General features: G+C 28.6%; 17 protein-coding genes. All 17 read right to left on the bottom strand.

Features of this window, described 5'->3' with window-relative positions:
• Positions 1-404: 404 nt before the first annotated feature.
• Positions 405-980, bottom strand: coding sequence for a hypothetical protein (locus ACYUEW_RS00585; protein ID WP_460276000.1), 576 nt, complete (start codon positions 978-980; stop codon positions 405-407).
• Between the two features lie 384 nt (positions 981-1364).
• Complete coding sequence (locus ACYUEW_RS00580; RefSeq protein WP_159033991.1) at positions 1365-2156, bottom strand: flagellar basal-body rod protein FlgG; 792 nt, start codon at positions 2154-2156, stop codon at positions 1365-1367.
• 46 nt (positions 2157-2202) lie between these two features.
• Entirely contained in the window at positions 2203-2970 is a 768-nt protein-coding gene (locus tag ACYUEW_RS00575) for a flagellar basal-body rod protein FlgG (protein ID WP_460275999.1), read from the bottom strand.
• 259 nt (positions 2971-3229) lie between these two features.
• Positions 3230-3787, bottom strand: a complete 558-nt coding sequence (locus ACYUEW_RS00570; RefSeq protein ID WP_030035914.1) for a hypothetical protein — start codon at positions 3785-3787, stop codon at positions 3230-3232.
• 27 nt (positions 3788-3814) lie between these two features.
• Positions 3815-4543, bottom strand: coding sequence for a FliA/WhiG family RNA polymerase sigma factor (locus tag ACYUEW_RS00565; RefSeq protein WP_030035916.1), 729 nt, complete (start codon positions 4541-4543; stop codon positions 3815-3817).
• A gap of 13 nt (positions 4544-4556) precedes the next feature.
• Positions 4557-5216, bottom strand: coding sequence for a flagellar brake protein (locus ACYUEW_RS00560; RefSeq protein ID WP_434297000.1), 660 nt, complete (start codon positions 5214-5216; stop codon positions 4557-4559).
• A gap of 14 nt (positions 5217-5230) precedes the next feature.
• Entirely contained in the window at positions 5231-6091 is an 861-nt protein-coding gene (locus ACYUEW_RS00555) for a MinD/ParA family protein (protein ID WP_460275998.1), read from the bottom strand.
• The gene (gene flhF, locus ACYUEW_RS00550; protein WP_265204090.1) at positions 6085-7311 is read right to left on the bottom strand and encodes a flagellar biosynthesis protein FlhF; all 1227 of its coding nucleotides are present in this window, start codon (positions 7309-7311) and stop codon (positions 6085-6087) included. The genes ACYUEW_RS00555 and flhF overlap by 7 nt, the downstream gene beginning before the upstream one ends.
• Complete coding sequence (gene flhA / locus ACYUEW_RS00545) at positions 7308-9374, bottom strand: flagellar biosynthesis protein FlhA (RefSeq protein ID WP_257412289.1); 2067 nt, start codon at positions 9372-9374, stop codon at positions 7308-7310. The genes flhF and flhA overlap by 4 nt, the downstream gene beginning before the upstream one ends.
• A 27-nt stretch (positions 9375-9401) precedes the next feature.
• Entirely contained in the window at positions 9402-11231 is a 1830-nt protein-coding gene (locus ACYUEW_RS00540; protein WP_257412290.1) for a fused FliR family export protein/FlhB family type III secretion system protein, read from the bottom strand.
• A 33-nt stretch (positions 11232-11264) separates the two neighbouring features.
• A complete protein-coding gene (gene fliQ, locus ACYUEW_RS00535; RefSeq protein ID WP_003404514.1) occupies positions 11265-11534 on the bottom strand; it encodes a flagellar biosynthesis protein FliQ in 270 nt (89 codons plus the stop codon).
• 11 nt (positions 11535-11545) lie between these two features.
• Positions 11546-12322 (bottom strand): flagellar type III secretion system pore protein FliP, encoded by a 777-nt coding sequence (gene fliP / locus ACYUEW_RS00530; protein WP_460275997.1) that lies wholly within the window; start codon positions 12320-12322, stop codon positions 11546-11548.
• Entirely contained in the window at positions 12306-12713 is a 408-nt protein-coding gene (gene fliO / locus ACYUEW_RS00525) for a flagellar biosynthetic protein FliO (protein ID WP_030035930.1), read from the bottom strand. The genes fliP and fliO overlap by 17 nt, the downstream gene beginning before the upstream one ends.
• 71 nt (positions 12714-12784) lie before the next feature.
• Entirely contained in the window at positions 12785-13306 is a 522-nt protein-coding gene (locus tag ACYUEW_RS00520) for a flagellar basal body-associated FliL family protein (protein WP_265204087.1), read from the bottom strand.
• A complete protein-coding gene (locus ACYUEW_RS00515) occupies positions 13303-14046 on the bottom strand; it encodes a flagellar motor protein MotB (RefSeq protein ID WP_265204086.1) in 744 nt (247 codons plus the stop codon). The genes ACYUEW_RS00520 and ACYUEW_RS00515 overlap by 4 nt, the downstream gene beginning before the upstream one ends.
• Entirely contained in the window at positions 14039-14851 is an 813-nt protein-coding gene (locus tag ACYUEW_RS00510) for a motility protein A (RefSeq protein ID WP_003484500.1), read from the bottom strand. The genes ACYUEW_RS00515 and ACYUEW_RS00510 overlap by 8 nt, the downstream gene beginning before the upstream one ends.
• Entirely contained in the window at positions 14848-15057 is a 210-nt protein-coding gene (locus tag ACYUEW_RS00505; RefSeq protein WP_003484498.1) for a flagellar FlbD family protein, read from the bottom strand. Before ACYUEW_RS00505 ends, ACYUEW_RS00510 begins: the two co-directional genes overlap by 4 nt.
• Positions 15058-15077: the final 20 nt, after the last annotated feature.

Genomic DNA, 15077 nt, shown 5'->3' with positions numbered 1-15077 from the left:
TGAAATAAGCTGTAATACTATACTTCTTTTGGATCTAAACATGTATCCAATATGTTATTTACAAATAAATATTTAGTACTATCAAAAGTCACGAATTACATATAATGTTAAAAGTATTTAAATACATATCATGTTCTGGTTAAACAAAAAGTGAAAAATTATCAAATCTAATTATTATTAAATACATCATAACTACTTTGATTAATTTAATAATAATTTAAACTTAATAACACAAATATAAAAAATACACTCATAAACCAATTTAAATTCCTAAGAGATCCAAAATCTTGTTTATTATAAGGTTTATCAAGTGTATTTTTTATATTTAACTTATATTAATTTAAATATATTTTTATATAAAATCTTTTTCCAACTAAAAACTTCTAACATATAAAATTACAACTCTAATCTGTTATTTCTTTTAAAGGTACCTTTCTCATATTTATTTTTACTGACCTATATGATTCTTTTTCTTTTGATTCATCTATTTCTTCTCCTTTATTAACTTCCTCTAACTGTATATCTTTTTTTTCTGTAAAAGTAGATTTTAAATCTGAATCAAAAGTATTCTGTTGTGCCTTATCTAATTTTTCTTCTTTTTCACTATGTTCATTTCTGTCCTTTTCATTAAATATTACTATATCATCTAAAGAATCTTCTTCGTAATATATTTTTTTCTTTTCTTCTTCATATTGATTTGCATATATATCTTCCTTTGTAAAATTATAATTATTTTCATCATAAACTCTAGTAGCTTCACATTGAGCTCTATCATTACAGGAACATATATTTCTATAATATGAAGGAGTCATATATGCATTCATATAAGGATCCATATATGGAGTCATAAAAGGGTTAACCATATAAGATGTATATGGGTTCATATACATATATGGATAAAACCACATGTTGTTTATAGGACAATAATAGGGTCTATTCTTATATGAGTGCTTTTTTCTGTCATATATATTACTATTCATTATAAATCCCCCTATAAATTATTATTAACCTTATACTTTAAATATAATTCCTTACAACACATTATATGATTAATTTTTTATTTGTTTACAGAAAAAATTTTTAATTCTACCAAATTAAGAACTACTAAATTTTATTCATATGTTTATTGATTGTATTTTTTATATCTGCTATATTAAGATTAAATCTATTTTAAACTAGATCATTTCCTATTTATTCTAAAATAAGAAATAAAAAACTATGAAATATAAGAATTAAATCTATATTTCATAGCTTTTTTTGTTTAATATTAAATTTTTATCCTAGACTTCACAATTTTAAAGTCCCTAAATTAGCTCAACTAAAATTAAGATATGGTAAAAACTCAAAGTAAATTAAATTTCACTTTATTTTCTCAGATTATTCACTATACCCCACATCTCATCTGCTGTTTTAATACCTCTTGAGCTTAGTTCAAAGGCTCTTTGAGTTATTATCATTTCTGTCATTTCCTTACCTGCATCCACATTAGAATTTTCTAAAAATCCTTGGAGCATACTTACATCATTATTAACAAAAACATTAACCCCTTCTTGAGGAATATACAAATTTCTTCCTATAGATACAAAAGCATCAGAACCTACTGCATTATATACATTAATTTTACCTATCATTTTATTTATTCCATCTACATCTTTTACAGAAATAGATCCATCTTCAGCTATATTTATATTATTTTTGTTAAATCCACCTATTCTATTTAAAATTTGATTACCTTCTGGTTGTTGCAACTGTATTTCTAACCTATTACCATTTTCATCTACTAACATTCCATTTCTATCTACGACAAAATTACCTGATCTTTCATAGGCATAATTGCCGTCTGGCATTATTACTCTAAAGAAACCTTGTCCATCTATAGCCAAATCTGTTTTATTTCCAGTGTTTAAAAGTATTCCTTGTTGATGGGTATCTCTTATCCAATTAGTAGCCTTAACTCCTGTTCCTGTTTGAATTTCTGGTCTATCTGAAGTTGGATACCCCTTTCTTTTTAAAGTTTCCTGAACTAATTCTTGAAAGGATACATCTTCTCTTTTATATCCTACAGTATTTACATTAGCTAAATTATTAGATATAGAATCTAATTTATTTTGTTGTGCTATTAATCCTGATTTACTGTTCCATAAAGCTCTTAACAAAATCATCACCCTTTAAACATTTTATAATTAATCATCTTAATTTATTTTACCTTGCTACTCCAACCTCATTAACTGTTTTTCCTAAAGTTTCATCTATTGCTTGTACCATTTTTTGATTTGTTTCAAAACTTCTCATTGTTGTTAGCATATTTACCATTTCATTAGTTACATTTACATTAGATTTCTCCAATGAATTTTGTCTTACTATTCCATTTATGTTTTGAGGATTATTTCCTTCGAATAAGTTGTCTCCTATCTTTTTTAATGAATTATAATCATTAAAATCTGCTACTTGAAAACTATAAGAAGGTACTCCATTTAAACTTATATTTCCACTAGCATCTGTACCAATTGTTTTATTCCCTACAAATATAGCCTCTCTGGCTCCTGTATTTCTATTCATCCCCATTACATTGTATCCTGAATCATTTACTAAATATCCTCTAGTATCTACATGAAAATGCCCATCTCTTGTATAATAATTTCTTCCGTTATTTTCTATAGTAAAAAAACCTCTTCCTTCTAATGCAAAATCTGTAGGCTTTCCTGTATCTTGAATAATGCCTTGAGTAAATAAGTTATTTACTTCATCTATTTTATTTCCCATACTCAAGCCACCAATAACATTCTTTATATTCTTATTTCCTAATTTTTTATCATAATTTTCCATTAACACATCTTCAAACTTTTTAAAAGCTAAATTGGTTGATTTGTAACCTACTGTAGAAGCATTAGATAAATTAGAGCTTATAGTATCTTGCTTTGCTTCTAAAGATATCATACCAGAAACCGCCGTATATAAACTTCTTATCATACTATCACTACCTCATTTACTTTCCTTTATAAATTTATATTTAAAATTAAATATATAAAAATAATTTATTTTTTTGTTTTGTCTATAACCTTCATTTCTTGGGGATATTCCATACCTAAATCTCTAGCTTTGCTCTCTATTTGACTTTTACTTAAATTATAATTTATCTTAACTCCAATCATAACAGTTGTACCTAAAATTATACCTATACCTATACCTATTAAAATTTTTCTATCGGAAAGAAAATTAATAATTTCTTTTATTTTAAATATAATTCTTTTATTAATATTACTTCCCCCTTACCCATATTAAGAATCTCACATATTTCCTCTACAGCATGTCCTTCTTCAAGGAGCTTGCTTACTTCATTAACTTTTATGCTATTATCATCCTTAGAACTATTTTTATCATTATCATTTGTTAAAATGTCTTTTTGAATATTTTTTTTATTTATTTCCTTGGAAATATTTTCAGCATTCTTGTTATCTATGTATTTAGGTTGTAATAAATTGCCCTCACTTTCCTTAGGGTAATTTGTACTATGATTTTTCTTATAGAAATCTTCTGTTTCTATATTATTTTCGTATGTATGCTTTAAAACATTTAGCTCTTTTTTTAAATATTCCATTTCTTTTTGAACATCTATTAAGGTTTCTGCAAATTCTTTTCTTATTAGTCCCATTTCTTCCTTATATTCATCTATATTTTCAATACTTCCTTTAAGAGTTTCACTAAAAGAACCCTTTTCCTTTTTTATAGCTTTAAAATTTATAAATATAAGTATTGATCCTATAACAATTAATAAAAAAGCTACCATTTCTTATTCTCCCTATTAATATGGTTTTTAGTTATATTTTAATTTAGTCATAGCTTTCTTTAGATGGATTATAGCTCTACTATGAAGCTGGCACACTCTAGATTCAGATACACTTAATATTTTTCCTATTTCTTTTAAAGTTAGCTCTTCATAATAATATAAGGTTACTACTAATCTATCCTTTTCATTGAGAAGTTCTATGGCTTTAGCTAAATAATCTAATTGTTCATTTTCTTCTACATGTTTTTCTGGACTTGGGCTTTTTTCATCCTTTATGGTTCCTATAAGTGGCACCTCATCCTCTGACGAGAATATTAAATCCTCTAAGGAAATTACTGATATATAATTTATATAATTTTCAATTTCGCTTACTTCCTTTAAAGATATGTTTAACTCATCCGCTATTTGTATTAAATTTGGTTCTTTGTTTAATTTCTTTTGAAGCCTTTCTATAGCTTCATTATATCTGTTTAATTTGTCCATAGCCCCTTTGGATATGGGGCTATTTCTTCTTAATTCATCTATCATAGAACCTTTTATTCTTATGGATGCATAAGTAGAAAATTTCATGCCTTTAGATTCATCAAACTTATTTAAAGCATCCATCAATCCGATCATACCATAGCTAACTAAGTCCTCATATTCTATATATTTAGTTTTACCGATTATCACCCTAGAGGCTATATATTTAACCAAAGGGATATATTTTTTTACTATTTCTTCTTTAACATATAAATTATTATCAGCTATTGCCATGACCTATCCTCCTCTATAGCCTATGCACTTGTTTTCTCATTTTAGAAAAAATAAATTTTATTATTTTTTCTCTCGTTAATACATCTATATCTAAAAATTTAACTCCATAAATATATTTTTCGTTTTCCTTTTGCTTTCTAATTATTTTACCCTTTACAGCTATATTTTCCTTTTCAAAAGGAATATTTACTATAATTTCTTCGTCAAATTCTATTTCCTTTTTAGTAGAAAGCTTTAATCCACCACCACTAATATCTACAATATCAGCATCGAAAAAATCAAATTCAGTATTACATTTATTACTATAATAAATTTCTTTTAAGTCTCTTTTAGTATCTATTAATGCGGCATAAGTTTTTAAAATTAAACTTATTCTTACAAAATTTCTTCTTTGGATTCTGTTCATTTTCTCTGGTATTTTCAAGGCTATAAGCAATATTTTATCCACTTTTCTTCCTGTTACTATAGTTTTAAACTTAAATATTTTTTCACCATCAAAATAAAAAACAGTTATTTTATCATTATAGTTTAGTGGCAAATATTTACCTTCATTAGCAGGTATGGTTATATAAATAGTATCTTCATTTACATCTTGTATAATGCTCTTATAATAGCCATCATCCCACTCTATTTCTACCTTATTATTAATCTTAAATTCATATTTATTATTCAAGAATAGTCATCCCCCTAAGAAAATATACTGAATAATTTTTTAAAAAATCCTTCTATGCTCACATTATCATTATAATCCTTAACATTGCCTAATATATTTTTAGCAATATTAACTATATCCCCAGATGCATCACAATTTGGATATGCTAATACAAAAGGTATTTGTCTTCTAACTGCCTGTATTGCTTTTCTATCTTCTTGTATAGATCCTAAATACTCTAAATCTATACGTAAAAATCTATTTACAGCATTTTTAAATTTATTATAGGTAATTTTCCCATCTTCTTGATCTATAGTTTTATTTACAACTAATTTTGCCTTTTGTTTTATATTAAAATGGGATACTGCTTTTAATAAACTATAGGCATCTGTTATAGCTGTAGGCTCCGGTGTAGTTAGAATTATAAGCTCCTCTGAACAAGCAACAAATCCTAATACACTTCTATTTACTCCTGCACCTGTATCCATTATTATATAGTCTAATTCTTCTAAAGTTGATAAATTTTTAATAAATCTTTCTATTTGATCTTCAGTTATACCTTCTAAATTTGTTATGGCAGTACCGGCGGGAAGTAATTTAACACCGAAGGGTCCCTTTATTAAAACCTCTTCTATAATTTTATTGTTAAATATAATATCATATATACTATATCTAGGCACAACTCCCATTAATACATCATCATTTCCCATACCTATGTCTGCATCTAATATTAATACTTTTTTCCCCATTTTCTGAAGAGTTATGGCTAAATTAACTACAAAATTACTTTTCCCAACTCCTCCTTTACCAGATGTTACCGTAATTATTTTAGGAGAATTTACACTTCTGTCCTTATTATTTACTAATTGCCTAAGTTTTTCTGCCTGGTCTAGCATAATTTATTCTCTCCTAATACAATCTTTGCTATTTCTTCTTTGTTTCCTTCCTTTATATCATCTGGTACATCTTGACCTGTAGTTATAAAGCTAATAGGTTTTTTACCTTTATCTAATATAGTTAAAATTGAACCATAGGTGCTAGTTTCATCTAGCTTTGTTATTATTATATTTTCATATTCTAAAATAGTATACCCTTTTATTATAGTTTCTATATCCTTGTTTTTAGTAGAAGCACTTATTACCAAATGCACGGATTTTTCTTTTATTTTTTCTATAAAAGCCCTTAACTCTGATATTTGCATCATATTTTTACTACTTCTACCTGTAGTATCTACTAATATAACATCACAATAGTCTAAATCTATAATAGATTTTTCCATATCCTTTATAGAAAACACTACTTTAAATGGAATATTCATAATATCTGCATAAGTTTTTAGTTGTTCTACTGCACCTATTCTATAGGTATCTATAGTTATGAGACCTACTTTCTTTTTATCTATTAAAGAAAGCTTACCTGCTAGCTTTGCAATTGTTGTAGTCTTACCTACACCAGTAGGCCCTACCAAAACAGTAACCTTATCTACAGAATTTGATCTGATATCTATAGTATTTTCTATTACTCTTTTTATTTTCTCTCTTTCCTCTAAATTATCCTCTAAATCACCTACTTTTTTTATTATTTTTTCAATAAATTCTTCTTCTAAGTCCAAATCCTTAAAAAAATTCATTAATGAGGAATTTTCATCTTCATAGGATTTTTCATTTTTTCCTATATCTTTAACTATTTTCTTTAAATCTCTTATTTCATCCATTAAATCTTTTGTTTCTGTGAACTCTTTCCCTTTAAAACGCTTATTTTCAAAGCTTTCACTTTTAGATTCCAAAATTTCCTTATAGCTATCTAATATATTAGTATCATGCTTTATATTGTTGTCATATTTAATATTATCATTTCTTTCTTCTATCATCCTTTTGATAACTTCTACATTATTTCCCTTATTAATTTTATCCTCAGTATTAGCATTGTGTTTTTTTTCCTTTGAATAATTATCTATAGCTGCAGTAACTTCTAAGGATTTTTTAGAAAAGAGGCCTAAAAAGCCTCCCTTTCTTACTTTTCTTTGACTTATTATTATAGCATCTGTCCCAAGTTCATAACGAATTCTAGTCATAGCTTCATTCATATCATTAACTACATATTTTTTTATTTTCATTGTAGTGTAACCACTCCTTCAGTTCTTATTTCCACATCATTAGGTACTTCATTTAAAGAAAGTACGTTCACTGCTGGAAATACCATCTCTATAAGCCTTCTAAAAGCTGGCCTTATATTTGGTGACACCAAAACTACTGCTTGATTATTATAAAAATATACTTCGTCTAATTTTTGCTTTAATCCATTTAGTATACTGCTAGTAGTATCTGGATCTAAAGCAGGAAAAGAACCCTGCATAGATTTTTGTATATTATTGTTTATATTTTGCTCAATACTTGGATCTAAAGTTATTACGGTTAAAGCTCCATTTTCATCTATTAGTGGGTTGCATATACTTCTAGCTAAAGAAAATCTCACATACTCTGTTAGAACTTCTATATCTTTTGTATTTCTAGAATTATCCGCCAAAGATTCTAATATAGTAACCATATCCTTTATGGACACTCTTTCTTTTAATAGATTTTGAAGAACCTTTTGAATTTCTCCTATAGTCATAAGATCTGGTATAAGTTCCTCTGTAACCGCACTGTATTTTTCCTTCATAGAATCTAATATTAATTTTACTTCCTGTCTTCCTAAAAGTTCATAGGAATGATTCTTTATTATTTCAGTTAAATGAGTAACCATAACTGTAGTAGGATCTACCACCGTTAAGCCTTTAAGTTCTGCCTCTTCTCTTTGGTCTTTATTAATCCATACAGCTGGAAGTCCAAAGGCTGGTTCTATGCCCTTTATTCCTGGTATTTCTACTTCTCCTGTAGGATCCATACAAAGAAGCATATTAGGCATAAGCTCTCCCTTTGTTATAGTTGTCCCTCTAATTTTTATTATATATTCATTAGTTTTAAGCTGCAAGTTATCTCTTATCCTTATAGGTTGGACTACTACTCCCATCTCAATAGCACATTGTCTTCTTACAGAAGTTATTCTTTGAAGAAGATCCCCTCCTGCGGATTCATCTGCTAAAGGTATAAGTCCATATCCTATTTCTACTTCCATAGGTTCTACAGATACTAGATTCATAACGTTTTCTGGTTCTTTACTTTCTATTTCTGTAATTTCCATTTGCTGAGCTTCTTCCTGTATAATAACCTGTTCTTTTGCTTCTTTAAATAAAAGATAAGCGGCCACTGCATTAGCTATAGCTAATATTAAAAAAGCCAAATGAGGAAGCCCTGGAATCATAGCTAAGAATAAAAGTACTACAGATGCTATGGCTAAAACTTTTGGAAACCCTGTTAATTGTTTACTAAGAACCGTTCCCAAATTTTCGTCACTTCCAGATCTAGTAACCAATATACCGGATGCTGTAGATATTAAAAGAGCCGGTATTTGTCCTACAAGTCCATCCCCTATAGTAAGTCTTATGTAAGTTTGAGCTGCTGTACCTATATCCATTTTCAGCATAACAACTCCTATTATTATACCTGCAATTATATTTATAAAAGTTATTATAAGTCCTGCTACCGCATCTCCCTTTACAAACTTAGAAGCACCATCCATGGATCCATAAAAATCCGCTTCTTTTTGAAGATTTTGCCTTTTTTCTTTTGCTCCTTGTTCATCTATAAGTCCTGCATTTAAATCTGCATCTATACTCATTTGTTTTCCTGGCATAGCATCTAAAGTAAATCTAGCGGAAACCTCTGATACCCTTGATGCACCACTGGTTATAACTACAAATTGTATTATAACTATAATAAGAAATATTATTATACCTATAACATAGTTTCCTCCTGTAACAAGGCTTCCAAAGGTTTCTATTATTTTTCCTGCATAGGCATCCCTTAGTATAAGTCTAGTAGAGGAAATATTGAGTCCTAATCTAAAAAGAGTAGTTATTAATAATAAGGTCGGAAAAGATGAAAACTGAAGAACTTCTGTGGTAAACATAGTAATCAAAATTATAACCACAGAAAGAGTTATATTAAGAGCTAAAAGTACATCTAAAAGTCCAGAAGGAAGAGGTATTATTATCATTAATACAATCCCTACAACTCCAAAAGCTGCAATAATATCTATATTATTTTTTATTTTAAATCTATTATTAGTACCTTCCACTAAATCACCTCATTTTGTATACCTAGTTTATTTTTTCTTTTCTAAAGTATAAACTATAGCTAATATTTCCGCTACTGCTTCATACATATCCTGTGGTACTTCTGAATCAATTTCTACCTTTTCATATATTAGCCTTGCTAAAGGCTTATTTTCTATTACAGGGACTTCATTATTTTTAGCTATATCTTTTATTTTTATAGCTACGTAATCTGCTCCTTTAGCTACAACTTTAGGTGCAGAATCTCCTTTTTCATACCTTAATGCTACAGCTATGTGGGTAGGATTTGTAACTACTACTGTAGCTTTAGGAACTTCCTGCATCATTCTTTGCATAGCCATTTCTCTTTGTTTTTGTTTTATTTTTGATTTAATTTGAGGATCTCCTTCATCTTGTTTATATTCTTCTTTAACCTCTTGCTTTGTCATTTTTAAGTCCTTATTATATTGGTATTTTTGATACACATAATCTGCCACAGATATAAAAAGCATAATCAAAGTTATCTTAAAAAATATAGATATAGCAAGGGATAAAAGTCCTGTTATCATATACCAAGGTCTTAAGGTTCCTAAATTTAATATTTTTAAATAATTATCCTTTAAAAATTTATAACCCACAATCCCAACAACAGTTATTATAGTCAAATCTTTTAAAAGTTCCATTACAGTTCTTAGTGAAAACATTCTTTTAAAACCATTTATAGGGTTTAATTTTTTAAAATCTGGTTTTAAGGGTTCTTTCGTAAATAAAAATCCTGTTTGCAAATAATTAGCAGCTATACCAAAACACATAATTGGTAAAGCCACAGGTAAAACTATTTTACCTACCCGTAAAACCGTTAATATAGCTAAAGAATTCAAATTATTGTAGTTTAATTCCATGTTAAGATAATTATTTAAAAATCCTGCCATAGTTTCTTTAAGTTCATTAGCTCCATATTCTCCCAGTGCTACTAGCACTAGAGTACAAGCTAATAAAGTAAATGCAAGGGCTAATTCTTTACTTTTAGCTACTTGCCCTTTTTTTCTTGCATCCATTTTTTTACGAGGGGTTGCTTCCTCTGTCTTTTCTTCTGATGCAAAAATAATTAAAACAGGTATCGTTTTATAAAAACCTCTTATAGCATCTGGTAGCATCCCAAAAGCAGAGTTTAAAACTTTCAAAAACAAAGGTAATGCAAATACAAAAGCAGTAAGGCCCACTAGTATTTTAATGGGAAGTCCTAAAATCATTATATTTAATTGAGGCACTGTTCTAGCTACTAACCCTAAAGTTAAATCTGTTATAAGTATAATAAATACGATAGGTACTGCTATTTTAATACTTATGTAAAAATATTGTATAAAAACATTTATAACATGCTTTATACCCTCTTGATTTAGAAAAAACGCTCCTAATTTTATAACATTGAAGCTTTCTACTAAAGCCCTTATAAGCATATGATGACCATCTATTAAAAAAAATACAATGGTACTAAACCAATATAATATTCTCTCTAGAAAGGTTACATTACTATTAGTGCTAGGATCAAACATAGTCATCATGGCAAATCCTACCTGGAGATCCATCATGTTACCAGCATATCTTGCACAGACAAAAGCAGCATTAGTTATATATCCTAAAATGGCTCCTGCTAAAATCTCATTTACAATATTAAATATTAATGCAGTGGAATTATTTATAGTATTTATACTACTAATATCTATAGAACCAACTAACATATAAGCTATAATTAAAGCTAACGCAACTTTCCCTATTACAGGGGTCCCCTTTGGGAAAAATATAGGTACCATACTAAAAAAAATAAAAAGCCTAAAAGAAATTAAAATTATGGCTGTAGCATAGGCTGCACTTATCAAAGAAATCCTCTCCTAGCATATTTTCTACTTTCCTCACTTTATAATCTGAGTTATCATTGCAAAAATTCTTTCTGTAAAAGCTAATAATTGATGTAACATCCAGCTACCAGTTAAAAGCCCTACTAAAGCTACAGCTATAAGCTTTGGAACAAAAGTCAATGTCTGTTCTTGAATCTGTGTTGTAGCCTGAAATATACTTATTATAAGACCTACTAATATAGATATTGTCAAAATAGGAGCAGATACTAAAAGACCTGTTTGAATAGCATCTTTTATAATACCCATAACCATATTTTCACTCATTTAAGTCACCCCTAACCAAAACTCATTACTAAAGATTTCACCATAAGGTACCATCCATCTACCATTACAAACAACAAAAGCTTAAAAGGTAGAGATATCATAACCGGTGGTAGCATAAACATACCCATAGACATAAGTACACTAGCTACTACCAAATCTATAATTAAAAATGGAATAAATAATAAAAATCCTATTTGAAAAGCTGTTTTAAGCTCACTTATTATAAAGGCCGGTACCACTATATATAAAGGTGCATTATCCTTTGTTACTTTAAAATTAGGCTTGGCCAAATCCACAAATAATTTTAAATCCTTTTGCCTCGTTTGCTTCAACATAAATTGTCTAAGAGGTTTAGCACCTATTTCTACTGCCTGCTCTTGAGTAATTTTATTTTTCATATAGGGCTGTATAGCTTTGGTATTTATTTCACTATATACGGGCTGCATTATAAATAAGGTTAAAAAAAGTGCAAGACCGATCATTACCTGATTAGGTGGAGATTGTTGTGTTCCCATAGCATTTCTCAAAAATCCAAATACCACAATTGTTCTTACAAAGCTTGTCATCATTACTATAAAAGATGGCAATAATGTTAATACAGTTAACATTATTAATAACTTTATATTATCTACATACTCCGTTGGATTATTAGCATTATCTACAGAAATATTTATTTTGGGTATAGGCATAGTATTTTGTGGAGCTGCATAGGCTTTCATAGAATAAAAAAACACTATACCTAAAGCTAGTAAAACCATAAACATTATTCTGTTATTTCTTCTCTTCATATTTATCTTCCTTTTTTAGCTTATTTAACTTAAGTTTATCATAGATTTTATTTAACTCTTTTTTTTCTAAGAATTCTTTTAAACCATTATACTGTGGTATAGATTGAATTTTTAAATTCTCTATTTTCTCTGTGTCATCTTTAGATAATTCTGTTATTTTTTCTATACTATGAGGAGTTGAAGTCATAATATAGGCTTTTTCACCTATTTTAACTACACATACAAAATTTTCTTTTGATAGTGGAACCCTTTCTAAAACTTTTATATATTTTCCATTTTGAAATTTTTGAAGCTTTTCTCCTCCCAACTTTAATGATAAATACAAAAGTAAAAGCACTAAAGCCAAGGCAAAAATAGTTTTAAAAATCATTCCAATAAATTCCATATCCATAACTATGTCCCTTCAACACTTAAAATCACTTTTATTAAAAGCTTTTAAAATTTATATTATTTTTACATTTTCTATTGTACTATTAAATCATCAAAATAGATACTATTAATTCTTCCCTTCTCAAGCATAGGAGCAATCTTATTTATAATTTCTACTTTTATTTTATCAATATTTTTAGGATTTATATCTGCAGCTTTTTTAGACCTTAAAACGCTTATAACCGCATCCCTTAATATAGGTTTCTTTGTTTCTAATTCTTTAGCTAATTTTTTTTCTTCATAACCTATAAAAATCTTTGCTTTTACAAATCTTTTTCCATCTTCATCTGCTAAATTAACTAAAAATTCATCTAAAGAGTAAGTTTTAGATGAAACTACTACCTGTTGTGGATACATTCCATTATTAGTTTGCTGAGAATTTATAACATTAGTATTGTTTACAGGCATTTGATTAGCACTATTAGCACCTTTCTTATTCTTTGCAAAAAGCATGTATCCTCCAAAAGCTCCTGCGCCTATTATAGCTAAAACAACAACTATTATTATTATTTTTTTTAAACTGCTATCTTTTTTTTCTACATTTTTCTCGCTCATTTTTTGCTACTCTCCTTTTCTTTTGAAACTATAACTATATTTACCCTTCTATTCTTTGCCTTATTTACATCAGAATTATTTTGTGCTATTGGTCTATATTCTCCATATCCTGCCGCGGTAAATCTTACTGGATTTTGTTTTTTAGTTTCAACAAAATATCTTAAAACATTAACTGCCCTAGCTGTAGACAACTCCCAATTTGAACCATATACTTCATTTTTAATAGGTACATTGTCTGTATGTCCCTCTACAATTACTTCATTTGGTAGTGTTGCTATTAAACCATTTATTTTGTCCATTATTTGTTTACTTTGTGGCTTAATATCAGCTCTACCTATTTCAAAAAGTACATTGTCTCTAAGCTGTATTATAACTCCTCTGCCATCTTCTTTTACTTCCACAGAAGATTTAAGATTATTTTTATCTACAAATTTATTTACTTCCTTATATACATCCTTTGCATCAGAACCTGTTTCTCTTCCAAGTTTAGTTGTTTCTCCTACTAAAGGTATATCCCCATTTTTCATATTATAATCTACAATACTGTCTCCAGATTGACCTGTCATGGCTACCTGCATAGCAGAGGCCACCTGTTGAAACTTTTGAGCGTCTACACTAGAAAAAGAATAAAGTAATATAAAGAAAGTTAACAATAAGGTTATGGTGTCGGAAAAGGTTGCAAGCCATTCATCACCTCTTATTTCATCTCCTCCACCACCTTTTTTATTTCTCCTAGCCATTTTGAGCTACTCCTTCCCCAGATACTTGTACTTTACTATAAGCTTGTCTTTCTGTTGGTGAAAGATAACTAACTAGCTTTTCTTCCATTATTCTTGGGTTAACTCCTGATTGGATTGCTAAAACTCCTTCTAATACCATTTCCCTTGTGGTAGCTTCTACTCCACTTTTAAACATTAAATTTGCTCCCATAGGATTAAATACCATATTTGCCATTACAGAACCATAGAATGTAGTTATAAGAGCTTTTCCCATACCTGAAGCTATAGTACTAGAGTCTGTAAGATTTGCAAGCATTTGTATAAGGCCTATTAATGTACCTATCATACCAAAGGCTGGTGAATATCCTCCCCAGGTTTTAAGCATGTCTGCTCCTGATTTATGTCTTTTTTCCATTTCATCTATTTCAAGTTCCATAATTTCCCTTATAGTTTCTGGTTCTATACCATCTACTACCATTCTTAAGCCCTTTTTCATATAATCATCAGTTAAATTATTTATAGCATCTTCTAGAGAAAGAAGACCTTCTCTTCTAGCCTTTCTAGATAAATCTACAAAGTTTTGAATAACATCTATATTAGACATTCCATTATCTTTAAATGTCTGTACTATAACTACAAAAAGTCTCTTAAATTCATCTATAGGATAGGTAATTAACATAGCTGTTAGAGATCCACCTATGGTTATAAATACAGATGCTAAATCCCAAAACACTTTAAGATTAGATCCACCTGTAGACATTCCCCATATAACTAATCCAAAACAAAGAACAAGTCCTATAGGTGTTAATATATCTCTCTTCTTCATTTCCTAAACTCCCCCTGTATGCCTAAAGTGATTATGTCACTTTTGTACTTTTTAACTTTTTTTATTATTTCATCTGGTGTTTCTATAACTATATACTTTTTCCCATTTACCAAAGTAATCAAACTTTCTGGTACCTGTTCAATTTTTTCAATATGTTCTGCATTTAAAGTAAAACTTTCTCGGTTCATACCTGTAAGCTGAATCATTTTAAACACCCCTTTGTTAG

The sequence above is a fragment of the Clostridium sp. CTA-1 genome (assembly GCF_054768215.1).
Note: the sequence above shows the minus strand (reverse complement) of the source record. Positions and strands in the feature narration are given on the sequence as shown.

Excerpts from the sequence above, each read along its gene's own strand:
- ACYUEW_RS00585 (WP_460276000.1), bottom strand. The coding sequence starts at position 980 with ATGAATAGTAATATATATGACAGAAAAAAGCACTCATATAAGAATAGA.
- ACYUEW_RS00575 (WP_460275999.1), bottom strand. The coding sequence starts at position 2,970 with ATGATAAGAAGTTTATATACGGCGGTTTCTGGTATGATATCTTTAGAA.
- ACYUEW_RS00570 (WP_030035914.1), bottom strand. The coding sequence starts at position 3,787 with ATGGTAGCTTTTTTATTAATTGTTATAGGATCAATACTTATATTTATA.
- ACYUEW_RS00565 (WP_030035916.1), bottom strand. The coding sequence starts at position 4,543 with ATGGCAATAGCTGATAATAATTTATATGTTAAAGAAGAAATAGTAAAA.
- ACYUEW_RS00555 (WP_460275998.1), bottom strand. The coding sequence starts at position 6,091 with ATGCTAGACCAGGCAGAAAAACTTAGGCAATTAGTAAATAATAAGGAC.
- flhF (WP_265204090.1), bottom strand. The coding sequence starts at position 7,311 with ATGAAAATAAAAAAATATGTAGTTAATGATATGAATGAAGCTATGACT.
- fliQ (WP_003404514.1), bottom strand. The coding sequence starts at position 11,534 with ATGAGTGAAAATATGGTTATGGGTATTATAAAAGATGCTATTCAAACA.
- fliP (WP_460275997.1), bottom strand. The coding sequence starts at position 12,322 with ATGAAGAGAAGAAATAACAGAATAATGTTTATGGTTTTACTAGCTTTA.
- fliO (WP_030035930.1), bottom strand. The coding sequence starts at position 12,713 with ATGGATATGGAATTTATTGGAATGATTTTTAAAACTATTTTTGCCTTG.
- ACYUEW_RS00520 (WP_265204087.1), bottom strand. The coding sequence starts at position 13,306 with ATGAGCGAGAAAAATGTAGAAAAAAAAGATAGCAGTTTAAAAAAAATA.
- ACYUEW_RS00515 (WP_265204086.1), bottom strand. The coding sequence starts at position 14,046 with ATGGCTAGGAGAAATAAAAAAGGTGGTGGAGGAGATGAAATAAGAGGT.
- ACYUEW_RS00510 (WP_003484500.1), bottom strand. The coding sequence starts at position 14,851 with ATGAAGAAGAGAGATATATTAACACCTATAGGACTTGTTCTTTGTTTT.
- ACYUEW_RS00505 (WP_003484498.1), bottom strand. The coding sequence starts at position 15,057 with ATGATTCAGCTTACAGGTATGAACCGAGAAAGTTTTACTTTAAATGCA.